Consider the following 25721-nt stretch of genomic DNA (forward strand, 5'->3'; position numbering starts at 1 on the left):
ATATATCGTTTACAAAACAATCAAACAATCTAGGAAAGCGGGGAGATTCTCGTGCTGCTTCCACAAATTAAACAACCCAGTGATCTAAAGTCGATGTCTCAGGATGATCTCGTTCTTTTGTCGGCAGAGATCCGGCAGTTTCTGATTGAGAAGCTGTCCGTTACAGGGGGCCATCTTGCACCAAACTTAGGAGTGGTTGAGCTCACGGTAGCCCTGCATTATTGCTATAACAGCCCTGTGGACAAAATGATTTTCGATGTAGGGCATCAGGCATATGTGCACAAGGTTCTAACGGGGCGGATGGATCGCTTTGATACACTGCGTCAGCACAACGGCATGTGCGGATTTGTTAAACGTAACGAGAGTGAACATGATGTATGGGAAGCTGGCCACAGCAGTACATCGTTGTCTGCTGCAATGGGAATGGCGCTTGCCCGTGATCTTAAAGGTGAAGACAATCAGGTTATTGCGATGATCGGGGATGGAGCGCTTACAGGTGGTATGGCCTTTGAAGCTCTCAATCACATTGGTCATGAGCAGAAAAAACTGATGGTCATCCTCAATGATAATGAAATGTCCATTGCTCCGAATGTTGGGGCTATGCATAAATATTTGAGCAAAATCCGTTCGGATCGTCATTATTTGAAAGCCAAGGACGAAGTGGAAGGAATGCTCAAAAAAATTCCTGCCATCGGGGATCGTTTGGCCAAATCAGCGAGCTGGATTAAAGATAGTGTCAAATACATGATGGTTCCAGGAGTTCTGTTCGAAGAGCTGGGCTTCACCTATTTGGGACCTATTGATGGACACGACATTCCTAAATTGATTGAAACGTTCAAACAGGCGGATAACGTGGATGGCCCTGTAATGGTCCATGTACTGACCACCAAAGGTAAAGGCTATCAGCCAGCTGAGGCCGATTCACACAAATGGCACGGCATTTCTCCGTACAAGATTGAATCAGGTCAAGTGCTAAAAGCTGTAGGCAAACCGATGTATACTGAAGTGTTCGGTAAAACGTTGATTGATCTTGCCAAGCAGGATAAACGAATTGTAGCGGTGACACCAGCCATGCCAACAGGTTCGGGACTTATTCCTTTCAGTAAGGAATTCCCTGATCGCATGATTGACGTGGGTATTGCTGAACAGCATGCGGCAACCATGTGTGCAGCACTGGCCATGGAAGGGTTAAAACCCGTATTTGCTGTTTATTCAACGTTTATGCAGCGTGCATATGATCAGATTGTACATGATATTTGTCGTCATAACGCCAATGTTATGTTCGCTATTGACCGTGCCGGATTTGTCGGGCCGGATGGCGAAACGCATCAGGGTGTGTACGATGTGGCGTTTATGCGTCATATTCCAAATATCGTTCTGATGATGCCGAAAGATGAGAATGAATTGCGTCATATGATGAAGACGGCGCTTGAATATAATGAAGGTCCAATTGCTTATCGTTATCCACGAAACAATGTGGTAGGCGTACCTCTAGACAATGAACTCATTCCAATTCCAATCGGTACGTGGGAGCAGCTTCGTCCATCTGAAGGTTATGCGATTATCGCATCGGGATCGATGGTACAGCTTGCTGAAGAAGCTGCGGAGACGGTTAAAAGAGAAGGTATTACGGTTGGCGTAATTAACGCACGCTTCCTTAAACCGCTTGATGAGCAGATGCTGCGTGATCTGGCTGTCCGAGGCACGAAGTTGATTGTGCTTGAAGAAGCATCACAAGCTGGCAGTATGGGCAGTGCAGTTCTGGAATTCTATGCCGAACAAGGGCTGCATGATGTTCACGTGCAACTGATGGGGATCCCGGATCGATTCATTGAACATGGCAGCATTGGGGAACAGAGAGCTGAAGTGGGACTCACGGTCGAGAATGTGAGCTCGGAGCTGCGCAGTATGGCAGCCCAATCTTCATATGGCATGTCCAGAACTCGGTTCCCTTCGTAACAGGAGCAATTAGAGTAACTGGAACACATGATTGATTAATTAGGATTACTACATGATAGGAGAAAGACATGTCACTCCCGAAAGAACGAATTGATGTTCTGCTGGTTGAGCAGGGATATTACGAAAGTCGTGAGAAGGCAAAAGCTGCAATCATGGCTGGACTGGTATATGCCAACAATGAGCGGATTGAAAAAGCGGGCATGAAGATTCCAAGGGAAGCCGAACTTAAAGTAAAGGGTTCAGTACACCCCTATGTCGGTAGAGGCGGATTAAAGCTTGAAAAAGCGATCCGTCACTTCGATCTCAATATGAATGGACTTGTGATGCTTGATATCGGTTCATCGACTGGTGGATTTACCGATTGTGCTCTACAGCATGGTGCATCTCATGTATATGCCATCGATGTAGGATATAACCAGCTGGATTGGTCACTCCGTAATGATGAACGGGTTACTGTAATGGAAAGAACGAATTTCCGTTATGTGACTCCGGAAGATTTAAATGGACCTGTACCGAATTTTGCCAGTATCGATGTATCCTTTATTTCGCTGAGAATTATTTTACCCCCGTTGTTGGCACTTCTGAAGCAGCCGGCAGACATTGTAGCGTTGATTAAACCTCAGTTTGAAGCAGGCCGTGAGAAAGTCGGCAAGTCTGGCGTCGTTCGTGATTCTAAGGTTCACAAGGATGTTTTGCAGACGATGCTCCGTTTCGCTAATGAACTTGGGTTGAAGCTGAAGGGTTTAACTTTCTCGCCGATTACAGGCGGAGAAGGCAATATCGAATTTCTCGCGCATTGGCGTCTGGAAGAACCGGAGGCAACACAACAAGAGAACGTTCAGGCTTCACTTGATGCACTTGCAGATCAAGTTGCAATGGAAGCTGCTCATACTTTTACAGGAAACTCATCATAAGATGGGTTTCTTTTCGCTGGAAAGGTGACATTCTAAAAGGAAATCGGTTGTCGAATCTCGAATATGTCTTCGAGGTGAGCGATGATGGATGGGCAATATGACACAATTGTTATTGGTGTACTTGCTGTCTGCTTGATATTATGGCTGTTCTTTGGCTTTCGAAATTGGGTTAATCGTCCGATTCCGGTAAGTTTGTCGGGTATGCAACTGAATTCAGAAATCCAGGACTCACCGGCATTGGATCTGCTTGAAGCGGAAGGATATGAAGTCATCGGAGGTAAAATGAAGGTTCCACTTGCCTTTGAAGCGAATGAGTCTGTTTACTACAGCAGGCTGTTCATTGATTATGTGGCAGAGCGTGATGAGGAAAGATATCTGGTAAAGACGTCTCGTCGCAGACAACCACTTGAACTTACTGGCCCATCCCTGCGAGACCGTTTCCTATATTATTTGTTGTTATATCCTGGCTGTGAAGGTTTGCTGTATGTGGACATGGAGGAATCGGATATCAAGATCATCAGGCTCATGGATTATCAGGAAGACGTATACGATGGAGATGATCTGGACTAAGGGTATTGATATAACCTGGAAGTTGCTTATATAACGAATAACGAATTGCAGCATGGCAAAATACGAAAAATTAAAATTTGCCGTCTATTGCAATATATTGAACTTTTAACTGGAGGCATGTATGAAAGGACAACGACACATTAAGATACGTGAAATTATTAGTCAAAACGAAATAGAAACCCAGGACGATCTGGTTGAAGCTTTGCGTAAATCCGGATTTCAGGTGACTCAAGCTACAGTATCCCGGGATATCAAGGAACTCCTTTTAATCAAGATCCCGATGGATGATGGACGTTACAAGTATTCGCTGCCGACAGACCAACGATATAATCCGATTCAGAAGCTGAAACGTGCCCTGGTGGACAACTTCTTACACATCGATCATTCAAACAATCTGGTCGTGATGAAGTGTTTGCCTGGCACAGCGAACTCCATTGCTGCGTTGCTCGATAATATCGAGTGGACCGAAGTGATGGGGACTATCTGTGGAGATGATACCATACTCATCATTTGCCGGACGGAAAGTAACAGTGTGACCGTTATTGAGCGGATTATGGGTTATATTTCCTAGAATATAATGGTTCAAAAACATAATTTCTGAGGAGTCATCCGGAGGTGTTTTTGCAGATGTTAGTTACATTATCGATTCGTAATCTGGCTGTTGTGGAAGAGGTTGATGTTGTTTTTCACCCGGGATTTCATGTTTTGTCTGGTGAAACAGGGGCGGGTAAATCAATTATTATTGATGCGCTGGGTTTAATTGCAGGTGGACGAAGCTCGGCCGATCTGATCCGGTATGGATGTGAGAAGGCCGAGATGGAGGCTCTGTTTGAAATGGAGCCAAGCCATCCCGTATGGGAGACGCTGGAGAAGCTTGGTATCCATTGTGAGCCGGAGGAGCATCTGGTGATCCGTCGTGAATTGAACACGCAAGGTAAAAGTACATCTCGTATTAACGGCCAACTGGTCAATTTGACGATGCTTCGTGAAGTCGGAGAGAAATTAATTAATATTCATGGGCAGCATGAGCACCAAAGTTTGTTACGCGCAGAGAGTCATCTGGGGCTTCTGGATACATACGGGGCAGCCATCATAGGTCCAGTCAAAGCGGAGTATCAGGAGCGCTACAGTAAATTTATTACTGCGGAAAAAGAACTGCGTGCGCTTCAGGAATCCAGTCAACGGGCATATCAATTGCTGGACATGTATCGCTTTCAGCTGGAAGAGATTGCGGCTGCTTCTTTAACACAGGGTGAGGATGAATTACTCGGAGAAGAACGGGTCAAACTATCCCATAGTGAGAAAATGATGGACAGTGTAGCCGGTGCCTATGATCTGCTTAGCGGTCAACGTGGGTTAGAAGCTGTGAGCATCGCTCTGTCACGCATTGAAGATATATCGGGCTATGACAGCAAAGGGCTGCAGCCTATTGTTGAACAGCTCCAATCAGCATTTTATCAGCTGGAAGACGCCACGTTTCAGTTACGCGATTATCGGGAGAAGATCGAATTTAACCCAGGTAGACTGGAAGAAGTGGAACAGCGACTGAATCTGATTTCTGGCCTCAGACGGAAATACGGCGACAGTGTAGAACTTATTTTGAATTATTATGAACAAATTAGCCATGAAACTGACCAGCTGGAGAACAAGGATGAACGTCTGGAGAAGCTGCGTAATGAACGGGACAAATTGCTCAAATTGGTTATGGAGTCTGCCGAGGAACTTAGCCGTGTTCGTAAACAATGTGCAGAAGAACTTGCAGCGCAGGTGGAAAGTGAGCTTAAGGATCTACAGATGGAGAGAACAACGTTACGAGTTCAGATTACTCCTTTTGAAGATTCAAAAGGGATCGAATGGAATGGGCGTCGCATTCGTCTAACGCGTCAGGGTGCAGATAATGCGGAATTCCTCATTTCTCCGAATCCTGGTGAGCCTTTACGTCCGCTCGGCAAGATTGCCTCTGGTGGAGAGTTGTCCCGAATGATGCTGGCGATGAAGAGTATCTTCGCACGTCATGATCGGATACCGGTGTTGATTTTTGACGAGGTGGATACGGGTGTGAGTGGAAGAGCAGCACAATCCATTGCGGAGAAATTATACCGTCTGTCCTCCACTTGCCAAGTTTTCTCTATTACTCACTTGCCGCAAGTGGCTTGTATGGCGGATCATCAGTACCTCATCGAGAAGCATGTCTATGACGGTCGCACAATGACACAAGTGGAATCGCTGTCAGACGAAGGCAGAGTGAAAGAATTGGCACGTATGCTGGGCGGTGTGGAAATTACAGAAAAAACGCTGCATCACGCACAGGAAATGTTGAATTTGGCGGAAGCCAAAAAAGGGTGAAACGAGCGACTGGCGTAATGATTGACAGTAATAAAAGCCTGGGGGCGAGGTTATCTTATAGGTACGCAATTGGCGACCACCTTTCGTCAAGCGAAAGAAGCAAAGGGAGTGTGACAGCCATTGAATTCCCCCCTCAGGAAGAAATTGCTAGGTCTTTTATTTGCCTTCTTTCTATGTGTGATCAGCCAGGCCATTCAGCCTGTGCAAAGTTATGCTTCATTACCTGATGAGGTACAGGTATTTGCAGGCAGGCAGGCTGATGTTCATCTTGCTGTACCGGCTGCTTCAAGCGCTGTTGTGGATCGCCCTGACATCGTCGGTTTCGATGGAAAGGAAACTGCGGTCCACGTAACGAAGGAACAACCTTTGCATCTTCATCCCCAGCAAACGGGACAGGCCAAATTAACGTTAAAGTTGTGGGGCAAAATTCCGGTAAAAACGGTTAACGTAAACGTGATTCCGGATTTGCGTGTAGTGCCCGGTGGTCAAACCATTGGCGTTAAAGTAAAATCTGCAGGGATACTGGTTGTAGGGCACCATCTCGTCCGTTCTGGTCAGGATGAACGTGTATCCCCTGGAGAATCAGCAGGCATCAAGCTTGGAGATCTGATTACCCATATGGACGGTAAGCGTCTGGATGGTGTATCGGGTGTTGCTGAAGCTGTTGAGCTTGCAGGCAAGAATAAAAAAGGAATTGATGTCGTATTAAAACGCGGCAAAGAAACGGTTAAAACGCGTTTGACACCTGCTTATGATGCTGAAGATAAAGCCTGGAGGCTCGGATTGTACATTCGTGACTCCGCAGCAGGTGTAGGGACATTAACCTTCTATGCTCCGGATCAGGGCGTGTATGGCGCGCTGGGACATGTCATTACGGATATGAATACTCAAACCTCCATCGTTGTCGGTAGTGGTCAGATCGTTCAGTCCAATGTAACGTCGATTTCCAAGAGTGAATCCGGTGATCCGGGTGAGAAACGCGCTCATTTCCTGAAAGAAAGTAAAATTTTGGGCAATATTGAACGCAATACGGCTTTTGGTATCTTTGGTAAAATGTCCGGTAATCCTGAACATAGTTTGTATTCCAAAGGCATTCCCGTTGCTTTCTCCCATGAAGTAAAGGAAGGTCCTGCAGAAATTCTCACTGTCGTTGAGGGCCAGCAAGTGGAACGTTTCGCGATTGATATTGTTCATGTTGCCGACCAATCCGAACCGGCAACGAAAGGTCTGGTGCTTCGTATTACAGATCCGAAGCTGTTGGATAAGACCGGAGGTATTGTACAAGGCATGAGTGGCAGTCCAATTGTTCAAAATGGAAAATTGATTGGTGCTGTGACCCATGTATTCGTCAATGATCCGAAATCAGGTTATGGCTGTTTCATTGAATGGATGTTACAGGATGCAGGAGTCATGATGAAGAAGGATAATGCAAAAAACCTTAAGGCGGGTTAACCTCCTTAAGGTTTTTTTGTCGAATGGAAACATAAAACATCAGATAATGAAATAAAATATTTATTATATAGCAACGAGAAAAAAAAATAAAGAAAAATAATATTCGACAGAAGGAATTTCCTCTGCTGTGTCGAAAATTTAACCTGTAAGGAAATGTACGAAACGATGTTTAAATTAAAGGAGGATACCGTTTTGCAAAAAATTGAGGTACTGCTGGCCGATGATAATCGTGAATTTACGAATTTGCTTGCCGAATATATATCCGAACAGGAAGATATGGAAGTGACTGGGATTGCTTACAATGGAGAAGAAGTGCTGCAACTGCTGGAGCAGACACGCGATGTACCAGATGTACTGATTCTGGATATTATTATGCCTCATCTGGATGGACTGGGTGTGTTGGAGCGTCTGCGCAACCTGAATCTGTCTCCACAGCCCAAAGTCATTATGCTTACGGCTTTCGGACAAGAGAATATCACGCAGCGTGCCGTGCAACTCGGAGCTTCTTATTACATCCTGAAACCGTTTGACATGGAAGTACTCGCGAATCGTGTTCGTCAACTCGTTGGCACACAAACCACGATCTCCACAGGCGGTGGTAGCGGTTCATCGATGTTTATGAACAAGTCCAACGTGGTGCCAATGGGTAAACACAAAAATTTGGATGCAAGCATTACGTCCATCATACATGAAATCGGCGTTCCTGCGCATATTAAAGGATATCAGTATTTACGCGAAGCCATCACCATGGTATATAACAATATCGAAATTTTGGGAGCCATCACCAAAACCCTCTATCCAGCGATTGCCGAAAAGTTCAAAACAACGCCGTCTCGCGTCGAACGTGCGATCCGTCATGCCATTGAAGTGGCTTGGACCCGTGGCAACATCGACAGCATCAGCCACCTGTTTGGCTATACCATCAACATCAGCAAGTCGAAACCGACGAACTCCGAGTTCATCGCGATGGTCGCTGACAAGCTCAGAATTGAGCATAAGGTGTCCTGAAAGGATCAGGAATAAGGGTAATCTGACATAATAAAATTATTGTTAAAAAACTAGAAGGCTTCTAGACGTTATGAGAAAAAGTGAAACTATGGGTAAATCAAGCAAATTTAAAAACGCATGTCTCCTCAGAGACATGCGTTTTTGTCTTATTAAATTAATCAATTGAATGATGATGTGGCAATTTCCTTTCTAACTCGTTTATACCTTTATTTCTGTTTCTACCCAATTATTATTCTGCTTATTTGCTTTGTTTGCACTTGAAAAACTAACTCCGATCTTACCCACGAAATAACTTCCAATCTTTAACTTGTGAAGCAGGTACGTGAGAAGGATGGATAAACTAGTACTTAATATAAAAGTTAAAGGGAGGTTCACAAAAGCATTTAGTCCATAAAAAAATTTGCTGATGGTTTGCACAAACATTAGGTGTAACAGATAGATACCAAAGGAGTATCTGCTTATTTGATCAATAACCCAAGGGATTCGTTTTAATTTTGAAGCGAGATAAAAAATAACAAAGATCATACTTAACGCATAAAACAAGATGTCTATTCTTTTTGAATTGGCTTCAGGAAGTATCATTGTAAATGTTAAAGATGTTATAGCAAGGAAAGTTAGTATAGGGAGTAATATAATCCACTTTATATTTCGATTTAGAAATTCTTTAAAAGCAGCATAGTTTTTACCGCATTGATATGCTACTGAAAAATAGAATAACCAACCAGGGAAAGCTACCCAATAAAGACGCGTCCATATGTACTCGGCTCCAGGAATAAATTGAAGAGGCGGGACAAAGTTGAAAAAACCGAGATAGAGTAAATTAATCGCTAGACATAGGGGAATAAAAAGCTTGGGTGATAGAGCTTGAAAGTATTTAGTAAAAATTATGTGCAAGATATAAAATTGAAATATAACAATAATGAAGTATGCAATATAATCTGCTACAACAATGTTTCTAAGAATTTTCACAATTAAAGAATATGTTGTTAGTTCATCTGATCTAATTAAGCTATAGAAAGCATAGACTACAGCCATGGTAAAGTAAGGAATCAAAATATACCGGACACGCTTCCATAAGAATTTATCAGGTATATAAGTAGAGTATGATCTTGCTAAGAGAAACTCTGAGATGAAAACAAAAGCCGGTGTTCCAAACAAAAGTCCAAGTTTTATGACTTCTAATAAAGTAACTGTCTGACTAGCGAGAGATCCTTCATAATTTGTGAATGTCAAATTGATGCAATGAATGGCAACAATAGCAAGGCAAGCGATGCACCTAAGCCATATAACTTCTGGGACCAGTTCTTTTTTCAAATTATCATATCCTTCCATACTTTTTGATACAAATTGTATCATTAAGGGATGACAAATAAAAGTTATTTTCATTCGGAATTATGTATTGGAATTCTTTTTGTTTGCGAGATTTACTTTAGCCCCCTTTAAGACTGAAAATCTCGATAAATCATATTAACTCAAATACTAAACCGATGAATTCTGAGTTCATCGCGATGTTTGCTGACAAGATAAGAATTGGGCATAGTGTCCTGAAAGGAATTTCTCAGAATGTATACTTCGAATGGTGAAATTTTTTACAAACATTTACTTGCAGTTAACGCTTTCTCAGCAAGAAAGTGGTACGATGTGACCACTGACAAGATCACATTATAGGTATAAAGGATGAATGATATGAAGAAAACCACTTTTCTCTATACATACAAAAACGAACTATACAATTCTCTGAGATATGTACATAAATCGCTTCAACAATCTATTCTTAGTTACAGGCAGTTCACCGGACTGCAAAAAATTATGCGGGATAGAATGCTTACTACATATTTTCAGCCAATCTTGAATCTGCAGAATGGGAGATGTCTTGGTTACGAAATATTAAACCGTCCTCCCATATCTAACCTTTTTCCAAATGCAGAAACTTTTTATCAATTCATTGGTCATACGGATCAAGTTTTCGCGTTTGAACGCTTTTGTCGTGAGATTTCGATTGAAAGATTCAGAGCCTCTTTAACTACAGAACGGTATCCCGAAAATACTGTCGTTTTTTTAAATATACATCCTCAGGTTTTAGCCGATTCCACCTACCGCAGTGGAGAAACCATCAGTCTACTGAACAGTTATGGTCTATCCCCTGAACAAGTGGTCTTCGAGCTAACTGAAAAACAGGCCGTTCATGATTATGTGGAATTCGAACGGATCCTCTCAAATTATCGATCTCAGGGCTTTCGGATTGCCATTGATGATGCAGGTTCCGGTTACAGCAGTCTCAAGGCGATTGTAAGCCTCAAACCGGATTTTATTAAATTAGACAGAGCGTTGATTAGTCGAGTGGACACACATCCGGATCAGCAGCACATTGTAAGGATTCTTAAACAATTTGCAGTCGACTCGGGCACCAGTATCATCGCAGAAGGTATCGAGCGTTACGAAGAAATTCAATTTTTGCGTCGTGAAGGTATTGAATATGGTCAGGGTTACGCACTTGGAAGGCCAGACACCGTATTAAAGCCGTCTCCCTTATCTTTTCCCAAGGGCAATTAAAGATTTAAAAAAGTAGATGGTATAGCTATGTATAGAGGAGGCGAATGGTATATTTACGCAAATAGGTGAGATAGCCGATACGATTCCTGTAGTAGCGCCAGAAACAAAATGTGATATCGTCTATAATCTTTTTAAGTCCAATCCCAATCTGGAAGGTGTGGCTATTATGGGAGAACAGGGCGTGTCATTAATGATGCGAGCTCGTTTCTTCCAGCAGATTGGGACACAATACGGCTATAATTTGTACATGGGACGCCCGGTGGAACTGGTTATGAACGTTCGGGCACTGGTCGTCGATTACGCTGAACAGATTACGGATGTAAGCGTGCTGGCAATGAATCGATCTGAAGAAGAATTATACGATCTGGTGCTTATAACGGCTGAAGGCGTTTTGTATGGAGCGGTTAGTATCCGACGTTTGCTGCTTGCAGTTGCGGATGTTCGAGCCGAGATGGCGATTTTCATGAATCCCTTGACAGGGCTTCCGGGTAACCGAATCATAGATGAACGATTAGATCAGTTACTCCAGCTTGATTATTTTAGCGTTCTATACATAGATTTGGATCACTTTAAATCCTACAATGATAGCTATGGGTTCAAAATGGGGGATCAGCTTATTCAAGCTACTGCTAATCTGCTCCGGAAGCTTTTTGTTTTTCCAGAAGCTTTTCTGGGCCATATCGGAGGCGACGATTTTATTGGAATATTAAATCATCATGACTTTAGGGAAGTCTGTGAAGAGGTGATAGCAGGTTTTGAGAAGATCAAGCGAATGTTCTACAATCAGGATGACTTGGATAATCAATATGTTTTGGGCGAAGGACGTTCTGGACTGAATCGACCGATACCACTCGTGTCGGTATCAATCGCTGTGGTTACGAACCGTGGACAACAGTATGAAAATATTGATCAAATTGTGAGTGAGGCGACCCGGATTAAAAAAGTATGTAAATCGGTGAATGGCAGCATCATTTGCGGAAATGAGGAAGCTGTATAACGATAATTGTGGGAGAGATTCATCGGATGCGGAAAACCGTTATTTATCAGGGGAAATTGACCTGTAAATAACGGTTTTTTACTGAGAATTTAATCCTTATATGTAACTGGTTAAACCCGAATGTCAAGTGAAACATAGGAGGGGGCAGAGGATGTATTTGATTTCGTTTCTTGAATTTTCCCCGGGTCTTTATCATTCTGTGTACCATTGGAAATCTTCGATTTATTTTCTGCCTTATTTTCTTTATTCACTTCCTGAACTTCATTTGCATGAGATGGTGGAATCGAATCGGCAACTTCTGTTGGTACCGGTTGGTTTATTTCTTTTAATTTTTCTCCAATTGACTCATCAACCTTGCGAATTTGAGAATCAATCACTTGGACCATTTCACGCTTCATTTGAAAAACAGTTTGTTCTGCGTTTTCCAACATCATTGACTTGCCCATGTCATTTCCCGAGTCGCTATCGAGAACGATCCGGTCGAATCGGGTTTCACCTTCTAATGTTTGAATAGACCCGTGCATGCGATCACGCAAACCGACAAGTTTACCTAACTGATCATAAGTCTGGCTATTTTTGATTAGATGACCCATTGCCGGAGCGTGATTTTCGTCGGTGACCTCAGACGGTTGAGGCTGTTGTTGCTTAGGTTGATCAGACTGTTTTAATTTATTTTTTTCTTGAAGCTCCTCGCTTTTGATTTGGGCAATTTGATTATCGACCTGTTGGATGAAACTCGTTATAGATTTAACCCGTTCAGCCTTAATTTTGGAGTCCAATTGATCATTGGATTTGACAGATTGCAGTTCTTCATTAAGCCTGATTTTTTGTTTCATAAGTCCTTGAATTTCCTTATCTCTGCTGGAGACTTGGCTCCCGGGGGTGAAGCTGCTTTTGGCGGCAGGTGAAATTGAGTTCATGATCTGTTTCCCTTCTTCGTTATATCGTGGATCTACTTACATATATCGGATGTTACAAGAAGCAAATGAATATACACGGGCTAATAAGTTCACTTTCACTTGTGTATTTGCTTACTTACTGATAATAATTGATAATGGTTATCAATGAGTGAGGGATAGTTTCGTCACAATCTATTTAGACGGGGTTGGGTTAGTGAAATGTGGAATAATTATTACATACTCTGGAACTATGCTGCTGTGAGTATTGCGGATATACGTTATATGGAGTTAAGCCCCTATGAGGAGCTAACATATACATTTCCTGCAAGCACGTTTGTATTCACCATCCAGGGTAAGGCCTATGTGACAATGAATGACCAGAAGCATGAGGTGAGTCGTTTTTATGTTCTCCATGGTGGAAAAGGAAGTATGCTGCATATTGAGGCTGGACAATCTGGATTGGACCTGTTTTACCTTATGTACAGAGCAAGCTTGCCAAGTGGAGGAAGAACCGATCTGGGGAAAATGATGGAGCACATGAATCCATTTCAGCTAACTTATGGTTATGCTCCAAAGTCACCAGCTGTGCTTTATGAGCAAGTGAAACAGATGCACTCTTTGTGGGATCAAAAGAACCCTATTCATCATTTCCAGGCAAAAAGCCTGTTCTATCCCTTCGTAGAACAAATATCAGCACAGATTCCGCAATCTGCGAATCGCTATTCATATACGAATCAAGTCAGCCATGTCATTGAAATTGTGGAATCCTCCTATGCCGAGCCGCTAACGCTGCACGTTTTGGCAGAGAAGATCGGCAGCAGTTCCAGAAGTCTGTCTCGCAAGTTCAAGCAAGCGACGGGTTATAGTCCAATCGACTACTTGACCCAGTTTCGCTTGTTCAAGGCCAAGGAGATGCTGCTGCACACCGACGCTACTTTGGATGAGATTGCAGCTGGCATCGGTTATCCGGACGGATATTATCTGGGACGCATGTTCAAAAAACATACAGGCGTTTCTCCCCTTCAATACAAGGAAAAGACGTCTGGACCGCTAAAATGGCCTGATCTGACATCGGCCCTGGCGCGAAATGACATTTCCAGCGGCAGAGCCGAAAGGTATGTTTATAACGATGATGATAATCATTATCAATATAAACACGGAGGGTCAATGTACATGAATAGACAGACAAGAACGGGAATGCTGCTTACTATTTTATTAAGTCTTACTCTACTGCTTAGTGCCTGCTCGCCAGGGACAACTAGTAATTCTGGGGGAGAAGCAGCTGGAGGCAAAGGGACTTCGAGTGCCACCAGCACAGTAACGGCAGATAGCCAATCGAACACTTCCGAGCCTCGTACCATCACGACGGTCAAGGGAGATATCACGGTCCCGGCTGAACCCAAACGAATTGTGGTTGATTTATATTTGGGCAGCCTGATTGCTTTGGGTATCAAGCCAGTAGGTACACCGGAGATGAACCTGAAGAATCCCTACTTTATCGAATCACTTGAGGGCGTAGAGAATATTGGGGAATACGAAACGATTTCTCTTGAAAAGGTGTTGGAACTGCAACCAGATCTGATTGTCACCGGTGATCCGGATTTGTTTGATTCTTTTAGCAAAATTGCTCCGACTCTGGTTGTTCCTTATGGAGAGTTGAAAAATACCCATGAGGAGATTGCTTATTTTGGTAAAGCACTGAATAAAGAAAAAGAGGCTGAGGCATGGTTAGCCAACTATGACTCACGAATTGCAGACGCAAAGAAGCAAGTTCATGATGCCATTGATGTGGATGCAGAAGTTTCGATCATGCAGTTTTATGATAAAGGACCCTTGGCTTTTGGTGATAATTTTGGTCGGGGAGGTCAGGCCGTATACAGTGCACTTGGATTAAATCCTCCAGCAGATAAAAAAGAGGTATTAATGAAGGATCAGCTTGTTGAAGTGTCTTCCGAGGCGATTCCTGAATTTGCTGGGGATTACATTATTCTGACAGCAGATAATCTAACTGTGGATGAGTTGAAAACCAAACCGGTGTGGAGTTCGCTTGAGGCTGTCAAGAATGATCGAGTGTATATATGGAGTCCAGATCGTTCATGGTACTTTGACCCGATCGCAACGTTGGATCAGACCGAAGAATTGGCAGCTTGGTTCACAAAAATTTCGGATAAAAAATAATGGACCTAAGTGGTATGTAATTTGGCGAAATCTAATCCTTGTTAAAAACCAGTTGATAATGAAAATTATTATCATCTATAATGAAGGCATAATAGTGAACCTCTGCTAACGCTTTGGTTAGAGGATGGTTTACAGAACGATGGCCTGTACATGGTCTTTGTTCCGGGTGAGACTGGGATTGGAGAGTAATCGATGCAATTAAATGAACAGATGCAATGCTGGAATCAAGCGGCTGTTAAAATTCTGGATATACGCCGGATCGTTATGGAGGCAGGGCAAATACAGGAGTCATATTTGCTTCCGGCAAACGCTTTTATATACAGCATTCGTGGTGCAGCTCAACTTAAATTGGATGGAAAAACATACGAAGCACAGCGATTCTGTATTCTGCATGGTGGTAAAGGTTCATCACTGGATATTCGGGTGAGCGAAAAGTTTGAATATTATTTACTGTTCTACAGGGCTTTCCTTGTGTTTCCAAGTCATCGTAAAACATGGCGGTTGCCACAACCTCAGGTTGCTCCGTTTTCTTTGCAATACGGGTTTACGCCGAGTGATCCGCTTACGTTAATGCGCTATTTTGGTGCGCTGGAGAAAGCTTGGGATCAGGCAGACAGCCTGGACTTACTTCAAGTGAAAAGTTTGTTCTACCAAATTATTCATGAATTATCGTTTCAATTGGCACAGCAGGAGATCAGAACGGTGCTTCCAGACCCTATTGAGCAAACACTCCGCTACATACAGCAGCATTATAGGGAACAGGTCACTTTGGATTTTCTGGCTGAACAATTCAATTACAGCTCCCGTCATTTATCCATGCAATTTAAACGAAAGACAGGACACAGTCCGATTGATTATCTCATTCAAACAAGACTGGCCGAGGCCCGGAATCTGCTTATGCGATCGGATGCAACCCTGCGTGAAATCGCGGCAGAAGTGGGATACGCGGATGTGTATTATTTCAGCCGTATTTTCAAAAAACATGTAGGCCTTTCTCCCACGCTCTATCAGCGAAAAATAAGAGATCAGAGTCTGGCAGAGGATCATCCATTACAATTCTCCGAATCGTCCATTGGCTGGAGATGGATGCGAGGATATATTGATTATGAGAATCATTATCAATATATAGACGGAGGGTCTACATTAATGAAAAGAAGAAAAACAAGCTCCAGCATGATTATGGTTGCACTTTTGAGCATCACATTGCTTTTATCAGCCTGTTCAGCAGGTTCCGCAACAACGCCGACAACGGGAGAAGGCACCAATGCCAACTCATCCAGCAGCACAGCGGCATCCTCGTCATCAGAATCAGGTAACCAAACGAATAATGAAAATGGAACGCGCACGGTTCCCACGGTTAAGGGTGATGTTGTTGTTCCGGCAAATCCTAAACGGGTTGTTGTACTCTATCTCCAAGGAGACGTCGTTGCACTTGGAATTAAGCCCATTGCTACATCGGACGTATACGACGGGGCTGCATATAAGAATGAGCTTGAAGGTGTAAATTCACTGGGCACCTGGTTTGAACCAAATCCTGAAGCTGTCATTGATCTGGACCCAGATTTGATTATTGTTCCTTCAGAAGAGACTTACACGTTATTAAAAGATATTGCACCAACGGTGTATGTCCCATATGAGAAAATGACAACAGAAGAAAGACTCCACAGTATAGCCAGCATTTTTGGCAAAAAGCAGGAAGCTGACGTTTTAATTAATAATCTCAACAGCAAAGTAGAGGAAAGCAAACAAAAGCTGGCAGATGCTGGTATATTGGACAAAACGGTTTCCATTGTCGAGGGTGGTCTCAAAAGCATGTCGATTGCAGAAAGCAAGCAATATGGACGAGGCTCACAAGCTATTTATGAGTACTTGGAAATGAAAGCACCCGAAAAGGTTCAACAAAAAATAGATAAAGTATCAGAAGCTGCAGCTTCAACGGTATCCATGGAAGTTCTTCCCCAATACTTGGGCGACTACGTGTTTCGTTCGGTATATGAAGGGGCGGATAATCTGAAGGATAACCCGGTATGGAGCAGTGTACCTGCTGTCAAAGAAGGTCGTTTAATTGAAATTGATTTTGATTTTTTCTATTATTCGGATGTATATTCAATCAACAAACAGCTCGATTTTGTCGTCGAACATTTACTGGCAGCTCCCAAAGTGAAATAGCGGACCAACGGGATGGCAGTTTTGTATAAGAAATGTTTGAATTTTAGCCATTGTAATTTGATAAGTTTCCCATTAGACTAGAAAAATAGTGATAATGAGAATCGATATCAAATAGTCGAGCGCTTTGGATCGAACTGATGGAGGTAACGAAATGGATCAGCATTTGGAATTATATGATGTAACCATTATCGGCGGGGGACCTGCCGGCATGTATTCTGCATTTTACAGCGGGATGCGTGATATGAAGACCAAATTGATTGAGGCGCGGGATAAATTGGGTGGTCGCATGCTCTTTTATCCAGAGAAAATGATCTGGGATGTTGGTGGTGTTACCCCCATTCTGTGTGAAAATTTGATCAAACAGCTGGAAGAACAGGCGAGAACATTTGAGCCAACGATTGTGTTTGAACAGCAAATTGAAGGATTTGAGCGTCAGCCAGATGGCACGATTCTGCTGACATCGGCTACAGGAGAACAACACTGGACACGTACCGTCATATTGGCGATCGGGTATGGTATATATAAAATGGCCAAGCTGGAGCTTGAAGGCGCTGACCGTTATGAGGTTACCAATCTTCACTATACGGTACAAGAGCTGGAACCCTTCCGTGGCAAACGTGTACTGATCTCTGGTGGAGGTGACTCCGCTGTGGATTGGGCGAATGAGCTTGAAGCACTGGCAGAACAAGTAACGGTTGTGCATCGTCGTGACCGCTTTGGCGGATTGGAGCGCAATGTACTGCGGATGAGAGAATCCTCAGTGGATATTCGTACACCGTATGCCGTTGATACTTTGCACAGTCAAAGTGGTGAAAGCATCGAACAGGTGACAATATCCCATGTGGAGACAGGTGATAGCGAAATTCTTGATGTGGATGCGATTATCGTCAACCATGGCATGAAGAGTGATTTTGGTCCGATCCGGGATTGGGGACTTGATCTTGGTGAATGGCATGTCAGCACAACAGAGAAGCTGCAAACGAATATCCCAGGTGTCTTCGCCGCAGGAGACTTTGTCGATTACGGAAGTAAACTGTATCTGATTGCTGGTACATTTACGGATGCAGCACTCGCGGTAAACAGCGCCAAACTGTATATGGATCCTGAAGCGGAGAAAGTTGCTTATGTGTCTTCCCATAACAGCCGTTTTAAGGAGAAAAATAAAGCGCTTGGTGTTGTGGAAGAATAGAATCTCTTCATAACTAAGTTTAACTCAAATAGTTTAACTCAAACGAAGTAGTTCCGGCTAATGCCGGAACTGCTTTTTTTAGCATCGGTTTGGGTATGAACTTCCCCTAATTGCACAACATAAATAGGCACCGGAATTGAACCCGCATCATCAACTGTCTATAATGAGCCGTAGAAGTGAAAAAAACATCAAAAAATGTAAAACAGATAGAGTGGAGTGCAGAATATGAAAAAAGAATTTCAACGTATATCCACATTGATTCATCGTTGGTTCAAAGACCCTGAGAAAAAACGAATCAAATGGTCTGAAATTTATCTCGCTGTTGCTGGGAAAATGCACCGACTGCTGGTGGAGGGACGTCGCACACGTTCAGCAGCGAGAAGGCTTCATCAGGATTTACCAATTACAGCTTTGGGCCAGATGAAGCTGGAGCCGGGGGATATTGTGTATACGCCAAGTTCGGAATCGACTTATTACGCCGGGCATATGGGGATTATTGGGCTCGATGGTAAAGTGTATCACGTTCACCCTTACGGACCTGTATTTGCCGATTCAATGGACTGGTACATTACCCGCTTTTATGAAGGGGATCGTTTTATTGTATTTCGCTCCAGATTGAATCAGGCGGGGGTAAAGGCTGCGGAGTGGGTACAGGAACATTACAAACAGGTGAAATACTATCGTCTGCAGACGAATCTGCATAGTATTGAACGCAATTATTGTTCCAAGTTTGTCTATCAGGCGTACCAATTTACATCTGGTCTTGACCTGTGGAGTCGCAAGTTTGCCAAGCTGAATCTGGGATATATCTATCCATTTCGAATTGAGCGCTCCTCTGAGCTTGAAGTTCTTGGGACGTTTTATAAATAAAGGTCCACCGATGACGCCTGCTCTATTCTTTATTAAGAAGCTGGAGCGGGTTCTGTCGGTTTTTTTTATATGCCTAGTGATTAAAAACAGGAAAAAGGCTCAAAACGTCGAATAGATTATGAGATAGACATGCAACTTGGAATCGTATACATAACCCATTGTAGGATCAATTATTGCCCAAGCATAAGCAATTCTCCCCCTCAGAAGGCAATCAAGGAAGAGAGAGAAAGAGATGAAATGGCTGAACTTCGTGCGTAGATTCAAATCAAACTCAAATGTAGTAAACCTATCCGATTATACTCCCAAGAAGGAAAGGAGGTACCATTGTTCCATTTGTAATAAAAAAGTGAAGTCCATCGTGCATTATGCGACTTCCCAGGGAAATGTTACAGGTGTATGCAGTTCTTGTAAATCATTGGCGGAACATCGAGGAATGTTACCCATTTAATAAGGAAGAGATGCGCTCAGGAAATAACATTGCTTTGATTTATGAGCGTTTTTGTAGTACATTAGCAAATGTATTCGAAGGAGGATTCTAATGTACTCAGGTAGACAAGACGATACTTTATACATCATGACCTACACCTTAAACAGCGGTATCAAGGGTACGGTTCCACTGTCAAATAAGCAGATTATTGAGTGGCTGGATTGCTACAGAAATGAGAAGCGCTTCGTGACCGAAATCGGCAAGGAGTTTTTTGGATTGAATGCAGGATTGGTAGCAGATTTTAAAGTTCAGAATCATTTATCGGATTATCAGCAGACAATTATGCCTACACAGCAGCAGGATAACATGGAACGCTTGTCTAGCGCATATAAATCAACCGAGTTATTAATGAAGATTGATTGCAAATGTGGCACGGCATATGTTACGGAATCTCCATATAAGCGCACCAAATGGTACTGCACCAAGTGCAAAGAAATTGTATTTTTGGATGCCAAAAAAGGAATGGTAGAAACGTCGCGTGGCGACGCTTACTACATGACCAACAAATATTTTGTTTCCCGGGACTAGCGGGAGATGACGGATGGGAAGCATCGCTGCGAGGCGGTGCTTTTTGTGTACAGAAAGAATTAACTATCGAGATAAGGAGAGGTATATTAAGGGTATGCTGGTAAAATAGGAGCTATAGCAAAAAAAGCCCTCAGGGCTTTTTTAAAATCTCAAGGAAAACTGTAGCTGCAGATACCGCTGATCAGATCTATAGACGAATCATTGTAAGCTGAATCAGCTCAGCATTCAACTTTGTGAGGAGGGATGAAGCAGCAGCGGCAGCGTGGCTCGTAAGCCTCTGAATCGCCAATCATGACAACCGGGCCAAGCGTCACAGGCTCTCCATTAACGATACGCTGGGTAAAAGCCGCATCCGGGCTTCCACATACGGCACAGAATGCCGACAGCTTCTCGATGTCATCCGCCATGGCGAGTAAACCGCCCACATATCCGAATTCCTTGCCACGGTAATCCATATTCAATCCATCCACGATGACATGTTTGCCACAGTAGGCAAGCTCGGAGACCAGTTCCATGATAGCACTGCTGAAAAATTGCACTTCATCAAATGCAACAACATCAGCATCTTTGGTCTGAGTCAGGATCATCTCAACAGATTCCGGGGTCAATTGCCGGGGAATGGAATGGGCAGGCAGACGATAGCCGATACGGCTAACAATCTCGTCTTGGGCAAATCGATCATCTTCAGCAGGTTTGTAAGCAACGACCTTTTTACGGCCAAATTGTATTAATTTTTGACAACGGCGAATGAGTTCACCGGATTTTTCACTAAACATAGGTCCTGTAATTACGGTAATTCGTCCTGTTTGCACAGTTCTGCTACTCCTCTCACATACGGGATTCAACAAAAAAAAGCGACCATTACAGAGTACCACAAAATCTTTAGTAAGAGCCAGAACTAATCTGAGCAGCTTTGTGTTACTATATGGATTGTTAAGCTGTTGGTTACGGCAGAGTAGTGCATGAACCAGGAGCGATTGAAAAGAGGTGTTAACGATGAGTGAAGCATTATCCGAATTGCAGAAGCGATATGAACGTTTGAAAGGGCAGTCGGCCCTTGACGAAGCTGCGCAGACGTTGTTTGCAGATTTATTCGCTGAAGCGGAGCGGCTGCAAGCCAGTAATCTGACGTTGCGCAGAACGATTCTGAAGTCCTCTTCCAAAGAGTCACGCATGTCTACCAAGCTGCGGGATGCATTATACGAATAACCCGGAGACTACTCCGGGTTCTCTTCTGTCTGCAATTTACGGGGAAATAGAATACCTGCTGTAATTTTGGCAATCATGGCGAAGGTAAGGGCAAGAAGTAGAGGGCATCCATCCAGTGCAGCCCTTCAATATGGGTGTGAAGTAACATGCCCGAAAGCAGTGGCGCGCCGTAGTTAATTTAATACAAATGGAACCGGAAAAAATGACAAAAAGCCCGGACTCAGGAAGTCGTACCGGGCGTGTCTGCTTTATCGGCTGCGGGTGCGCTTTTGGACCGAAAACGGGGTCCTACATAATTACGCTTGCGGTCACGGAATAGAATCCAGCCTCCCAGAAAGCTCATGCCTGCGGCAAACAGGACAAGTCCTCCACCGAAGGAGAGCCATTGAAAACCTGGGGAGATCTGCTCGTTCCCATGCTCGGCATAATACAGGAAAAGGGCGTCTTTCATCATCAGAAATCCCTTCATGGCCATTAACCCGGGAATGACCAGAACAAGAATCGCCACAAAGCGTGCAAAGACAAGTCTAGTATTCATCACCATTAAACTCCTTCTGGTTGAAGTTGACGTAAAATAAAGGTTGCGCTTACAGGTCATACCTGATTCCATCATAGCTTGGTTTCCAGAAGCTGTCCATGCGTTTCAGAGTCAAATTTTGAGTTGGCTGCTCAAGGGGAGTACAATGGAATACAGATAAATGTCTATGAAACAGAGAATCATCCGAATCATCATCTTACAAATTCATCGAAATTATATTTATAGAGGAGAACATAAGAGATGCCAATTACATGTGATGTTGCCATTCTTGGAGGAGGAACCGGAGGGTACATTGCTGCCATCCGTGCTGCACAGTTAGGGAAACAGGTCGTTATTATCGAGAAGGATAAGCTGGGGGGCACCTGTCTGCATCGTGGCTGTATTCCGAGCAAGGCATTGCTGCGAAGTGCGGAAGTGTATGCGGAGATTCAAGAGAGTGAAGCTTACGGTATTGAGACAGCTGGGGCAACACTTGTATTTCCGAAAGTGCAGGCGCGCAAGGATGCGATTGTAGAGCAGCTTCATCAAGGTGTGCAGTATTTAATGAAAAAAAATAAAATTCAGGTCGTTCACGCCAATGGGCGCGTCATCGGACCTTCCATTTTCTCTCCTCAGAGCGGTGCAGTGGCTGTCGAGTTCGAAGATGGCGAGATGGATACAGTGGTGCCAACCAATCTCATTATTGCAACCGGTTCTCGCCCGCGGGTGCTACCAGGCCTTGAGCCAGACGGCAGGTACATCATGAGCAGTGATGAGGCTCTGCGTATGGACGAACTTCCAGCATCTCTGATCATTGTAGGTGGTGGTGTTATTGGCCTCGAATGGGCCTCCATGCTGAATGATTTTGGGGTTGAAGTTACAGTTGTTGAAGCCGCCGATCATGTATTGCCAGCAGAGGATGAAGATGTAGCGAAGGAAATGCAGAGACTGCTTGGCAAACGCGGTGTTCGTTTCCTGACAGGGGCCAGCGTCCTGATGGAGACATATAGCGTGGAGAAAGACGGTATTCAGATTGATGTCAAGCTGGGGGACGAGAAGCACGAGACCCTGAGAGCAGACAAGATGCTGGTGTCAGTTGGTCGTCAGGCCAATGTCGAAAATATCGGACTCGAAAATACGGATATCAAGCTTGACCGTGGCTTCATTGCCGTGAACAACCATTTGCAAACCGGTGAGGGACATATTTATGCCATCGGCGATGTTATCGGCGGATTACAGCTTGCACATGCGGCGAGTCATGAAGGCATTCTGGCTGTGAATCATCTGACGGGTGAAACGGTACATGCTGTCGAATCGCATCGAATCCCGCGTTGTGTCTATACACGTCCGGAAGCAGCAAGTATCGGATTCACGGAGCGTGAAGCCAAAGAGCGCGGTTACGAAGTCAAAACAGGCAAGTTCCCGTTCCAGGCGATTGGAAAATCCTTGGTTCATGGAAGCCGGGATGGATTCGTGAAGGTAATCGCCGATGCTAAGACGAATGATATATTGGGTGTACATATGATCGGTACCCATGTGACGGAACTGATCGCTGAGGCCTCTCTGGCTCAGATGCTGGATGCCACACCTTGGGAAGTGGGACAGACGATCCATCCTCACCCTTCTTTATCGGAAATCATGGGTGAAGCTATGTTGGCAGTTGACGGAAAAGCGATTGGAATGTAAGCCGGACAGGCTTATGAGAAAGGTCCTTTCCTTTTTTGGGCAAATGGGATTATAATAAGGTTAAGCCAAGTCTTAGTACCAGGTTATAAGATCGGGTAGTAAGACGGGCACAGGCTCTGATTAAAGGGAGGTACCTCATATGAGTTCACAAGGTACTGCAGACGCGGTCCATCGGCATGAACAGCTGGGACTTAGCGATGGTGAAGTATTGGATATGTACAAATACATGCTGCTCGCACGTAAGTTTGACGAGCGTTGCTTGCTCTTGCAACGGGCCGGCAAAATTAACTTTCACGTATCCGGTGTAGGTCAGGAAGCTGCGCAAGTAGGCGCTGCCTTCGGTCTGGACCGGGATCACGATTATTATTTACCGTATTACCGGGATTATGGCTTTGTACTGGCAGTGGGCATGACTCCACGTGAGCTGATGCTGTCTGCTTTTGCAAAGGCGGAAGATCCGAATAGTGGCGGACGGCAAATGCCGGGTCACTTTGGGCACAAAAAGCTGCGGATTGTTACGGGCTCCAGCCCGGTTACCACACAGGTTCCGCACGCTGTAGGGTTTGCACTTGCTGCCAAAATGAAGAAGAAAGAATTCGTTTCTTTTGTAACTTTTGGCGAAGGGTCAAGCAACCAGGGCGATTTCCACGAAGGTGCCAATTTCGCAGGGGTTCATAAACTTCCTGTGATTATTATGTGTGAGAACAATCAGTATGCCATCTCGGTTCCGATCCACAAGCAGCTTAGTGGTAAAATATCGGATCGTGCACTTGGCTACGGGTTCCCCGGACTTCGTGTAGACGGAAACGATGCGCTGGAAGTATACGGTGCAGTCAAAGAAGCTCGCCGCCGCGCAATTGCTGGTGAAGGACCTACGCTTATTGAAGCGATGATGTATCGTTTGTCTCCACATTCCACTTCCGACAATGATCTAGCTTACCGGACGAAGGAAGAGGTTGAAGAGAACTGGAAGAAGGACGGCGTCCTTCGCATGAAGAACTATCTGATCGATTGCGGCATCTGGGACGAAGCCCGGGATGCGGATCTGGCTTCCCAGCTTGCGTTGGAAATGAAAGAAGCGACTGAATATGCAGACAACGCGCCATATCCAAAACCTGAGGACACTCTGACGCACGTTTATGCGGACAGCGAAGAAGGGGGACGGTAAGCATGGCGGTTATGGAATATATTGATGCAATCCGTCTCGCGATGAAAGAAGAGATGGAGCGGGATGAAAATGTCTTTATCCTTGGTGAGGATGTAGGGGTCAAAGGCGGCGTGTTCACTACAACCAAAGGGTTGCAGGATCAGTTTGGTGAAATGCGTGTCATGGACACACCTTTGTCCGAATCAGCCATTGCAGGTGTAGCCATTGGTGCTGCGATGTATGGCATGAAACCTATTGCCGAAATGCAATATTCGGATTTCATGCTGCCTGCAACGAATCAGATTATTAGTGAAGCGGCCAAAATCCGCTATCGCTCCAACAATGACTGGAGTTGTCCGATCGTTATTCGTGCGCCGATTGGCGGCGGTATTTTCGGTGGGTTGTATCATTCCCAATGTCCGGAATCGATCTTCTTTGGCACACCGGGTCTGAAAATTATAGCTCCTTACTCGGCATACGATGCGAAGGGACTGCTCAAGGCAGCCATTCGCGACCCGGATCCGGTACTCTTTTTTGAGAACAAAAAATGCTACAAGCTGATCAAGGAAGATGTGCCTGAGGATGATTACATCGTTCCGATTGGTAAAGCCAACGTGATTCGTGAAGGAGCAGATATTACAGTTATCGGTTACAGCCAGCCGCTTCATTTTGTCATGCAGGCTGCCGAGGAGCTGGAGCGTGAAGAAGGCATTACTGCTCACGTTCTGGATCTGCGCACATTACAGCCGCTTGATCGCGAAGCCATCATTGCATCCGCTCGTCTGACAGGCAAAGTGTTGATTGTGCACGAAGATAATAAAACTGGTGGTGTAGGAGCTGAAGTGGCAGCTATCATTAGTGAAGAATGCCTGTTCGAACTGGATGCGCCGATTCAGCGTCTCTGCGGACCGGATGTACCGGCAATGCCGATTAGCCCAACATTGGAGAAATTTTATATGCTGAGCAAGGATAAAGCCAAGGAAGCGATGCGTACGCTTGCCGAGTATTAATTCGTGTAGTGAGATCGTTTAAAAGCAAAGTTT

22 protein-coding genes are annotated in these 25721 nt (G+C 44.3%); 18 read left to right on the plus strand and 4 right to left on the minus strand.

The window, feature by feature from the left end; translation table 11 throughout:
* Positions 1–51: 51 nt before the first annotated feature.
* The 7 genes from dxs to spo0A all read left to right on the plus strand — a co-directional run bounded on the left by dxs (position 52) and on the right by spo0A (position 8249).
* Positions 52–1959, plus strand: coding sequence for a 1-deoxy-D-xylulose-5-phosphate synthase (gene dxs / locus QP794_RS20430; protein ID WP_285078645.1), 1908 nt, complete (start codon positions 52–54; stop codon positions 1957–1959).
* Positions 1960–2027: 68 nt separating this feature from the next.
* Entirely contained in the window at positions 2028–2873 is an 846-nt protein-coding gene (locus QP794_RS20435; protein WP_094936961.1) for a TlyA family RNA methyltransferase, read from the plus strand.
* Positions 2874–2954: 81 nt separating this feature from the next.
* Positions 2955–3443 (plus strand): hypothetical protein, encoded by a 489-nt coding sequence (locus tag QP794_RS20440; RefSeq protein WP_285078646.1) that lies wholly within the window; start codon positions 2955–2957, stop codon positions 3441–3443.
* 121 nt (positions 3444–3564) lie between these two features.
* Complete coding sequence (gene ahrC, locus QP794_RS20445) at positions 3565–4014, plus strand: transcriptional regulator AhrC/ArgR (protein WP_079349472.1); 450 nt, start codon at positions 3565–3567, stop codon at positions 4012–4014.
* A 56-nt stretch (positions 4015–4070) separates the two neighbouring features.
* The gene (gene recN, locus QP794_RS20450; protein WP_053784420.1) at positions 4071–5789 is read left to right on the plus strand and encodes a DNA repair protein RecN; all 1719 of its coding nucleotides are present in this window, start codon (positions 4071–4073) and stop codon (positions 5787–5789) included.
* Positions 5790–5909: 120 nt separating this feature from the next.
* The gene (gene spoIVB, locus QP794_RS20455) at positions 5910–7241 is read left to right on the plus strand and encodes a SpoIVB peptidase (RefSeq protein ID WP_079349471.1); all 1332 of its coding nucleotides are present in this window, start codon (positions 5910–5912) and stop codon (positions 7239–7241) included.
* Between the two features lie 192 nt (positions 7242–7433).
* The gene (gene spo0A / locus QP794_RS20460) at positions 7434–8249 is read left to right on the plus strand and encodes a sporulation transcription factor Spo0A (protein ID WP_024630982.1); all 816 of its coding nucleotides are present in this window, start codon (positions 7434–7436) and stop codon (positions 8247–8249) included.
* Between the two features lie 198 nt (positions 8250–8447).
* Here the strand turns inward: spo0A and QP794_RS20465 are convergent, their stop codons facing one another.
* On the minus strand, positions 8448–9563 hold the full coding sequence (locus QP794_RS20465; protein WP_285078647.1) for an acyltransferase family protein: 1116 nt from the start codon (positions 9561–9563) through the stop codon (positions 8448–8450).
* A gap of 372 nt (positions 9564–9935) precedes the next feature.
* Between QP794_RS20465 and QP794_RS20470 the strand changes: the two genes are divergently transcribed.
* Together QP794_RS20470 and QP794_RS20475 are read left to right on the plus strand one after the other, a co-directional pair.
* A complete protein-coding gene (locus QP794_RS20470) occupies positions 9936–10802 on the plus strand; it encodes an EAL domain-containing protein (RefSeq protein WP_285078648.1) in 867 nt (288 codons plus the stop codon).
* Positions 10803–10992: 190 nt separating this feature from the next.
* The gene (locus QP794_RS20475; protein WP_285078649.1) at positions 10993–11799 is read left to right on the plus strand and encodes a GGDEF domain-containing protein; all 807 of its coding nucleotides are present in this window, start codon (positions 10993–10995) and stop codon (positions 11797–11799) included.
* Between the two features lie 110 nt (positions 11800–11909).
* On the opposite strand, the gene QP794_RS20480 is transcribed toward QP794_RS20475, so the two are convergent.
* Positions 11910–12719, minus strand: coding sequence for a hypothetical protein (locus QP794_RS20480; protein ID WP_285078650.1), 810 nt, complete (start codon positions 12717–12719; stop codon positions 11910–11912).
* A gap of 198 nt (positions 12720–12917) precedes the next feature.
* On the opposite strand from QP794_RS20480, the gene QP794_RS20485 reads away from it, so the two are divergent.
* The 5 genes from QP794_RS20485 to QP794_RS20505 all read left to right on the plus strand — a co-directional run bounded on the left by QP794_RS20485 (position 12918) and on the right by QP794_RS20505 (position 20119).
* Positions 12918–14876 (plus strand): AraC family transcriptional regulator, encoded by a 1959-nt coding sequence (locus tag QP794_RS20485; RefSeq protein ID WP_285078651.1) that lies wholly within the window; start codon positions 12918–12920, stop codon positions 14874–14876.
* A 192-nt stretch (positions 14877–15068) separates the two neighbouring features.
* A complete protein-coding gene (locus tag QP794_RS20490) occupies positions 15069–17045 on the plus strand; it encodes an AraC family transcriptional regulator (protein ID WP_285078652.1) in 1977 nt (658 codons plus the stop codon).
* A gap of 151 nt (positions 17046–17196) precedes the next feature.
* Positions 17197–18234: an NAD(P)/FAD-dependent oxidoreductase gene (locus tag QP794_RS20495; protein ID WP_024630977.1), complete on the plus strand. Its 1038-nt coding sequence runs from the start codon at positions 17197–17199 to the stop codon at positions 18232–18234.
* 225 nt (positions 18235–18459) lie between these two features.
* Positions 18460–19104: a hypothetical protein gene (locus tag QP794_RS20500; protein WP_285078653.1), complete on the plus strand. Its 645-nt coding sequence runs from the start codon at positions 18460–18462 to the stop codon at positions 19102–19104.
* Between the two features lie 538 nt (positions 19105–19642).
* Positions 19643–20119 carry a hypothetical protein gene (locus QP794_RS20505; RefSeq protein ID WP_024630975.1) on the plus strand — a complete coding sequence of 159 codons (477 nt, stop codon included), beginning with the start codon at positions 19643–19645 and terminating at the stop codon, positions 20117–20119.
* A gap of 218 nt (positions 20120–20337) precedes the next feature.
* Here QP794_RS20505 and QP794_RS20510 read toward each other — a convergent pair whose 3' ends face one another.
* On the minus strand, positions 20338–20931 hold the full coding sequence (locus QP794_RS20510) for a thymidine kinase (protein ID WP_024630974.1): 594 nt from the start codon (positions 20929–20931) through the stop codon (positions 20338–20340).
* 184 nt (positions 20932–21115) lie between these two features.
* Here QP794_RS20510 and QP794_RS20515 point away from each other — a divergent pair, with 184 nt between their 5' ends.
* Positions 21116–21328 (plus strand): hypothetical protein, encoded by a 213-nt coding sequence (locus tag QP794_RS20515; protein WP_285078654.1) that lies wholly within the window; start codon positions 21116–21118, stop codon positions 21326–21328.
* A 220-nt stretch (positions 21329–21548) separates the two neighbouring features.
* Here QP794_RS20515 and QP794_RS20520 read toward each other — a convergent pair whose 3' ends face one another.
* On the minus strand, positions 21549–21872 hold the full coding sequence (locus QP794_RS20520; RefSeq protein ID WP_029881018.1) for a DUF2627 domain-containing protein: 324 nt from the start codon (positions 21870–21872) through the stop codon (positions 21549–21551).
* Positions 21873–22106: 234 nt separating this feature from the next.
* On the opposite strand from QP794_RS20520, the gene lpdA reads away from it, so the two are divergent.
* From lpdA to QP794_RS20535, 3 genes are all read left to right on the plus strand, one after another.
* Positions 22107–23531 carry a dihydrolipoyl dehydrogenase gene (gene lpdA, locus QP794_RS20525; RefSeq protein ID WP_285078655.1) on the plus strand — a complete coding sequence of 475 codons (1425 nt, stop codon included), beginning with the start codon at positions 22107–22109 and terminating at the stop codon, positions 23529–23531.
* A gap of 139 nt (positions 23532–23670) precedes the next feature.
* Complete coding sequence (locus QP794_RS20530; RefSeq protein ID WP_024630969.1) at positions 23671–24699, plus strand: thiamine pyrophosphate-dependent dehydrogenase E1 component subunit alpha; 1029 nt, start codon at positions 23671–23673, stop codon at positions 24697–24699.
* 2 nt (positions 24700–24701) lie between these two features.
* On the plus strand, positions 24702–25688 hold the full coding sequence (locus QP794_RS20535; RefSeq protein ID WP_285078656.1) for an alpha-ketoacid dehydrogenase subunit beta: 987 nt from the start codon (positions 24702–24704) through the stop codon (positions 25686–25688).
* The last annotated feature ends 33 nt before the right edge of the window (positions 25689–25721 follow it).

It is taken from the genome of Paenibacillus sp. UMB7766-LJ446 (assembly GCF_030226665.1).
In the GTDB taxonomy this organism is placed as follows: domain Bacteria; phylum Bacillota; class Bacilli; order Paenibacillales; family Paenibacillaceae; genus Paenibacillus; species Paenibacillus vandeheii.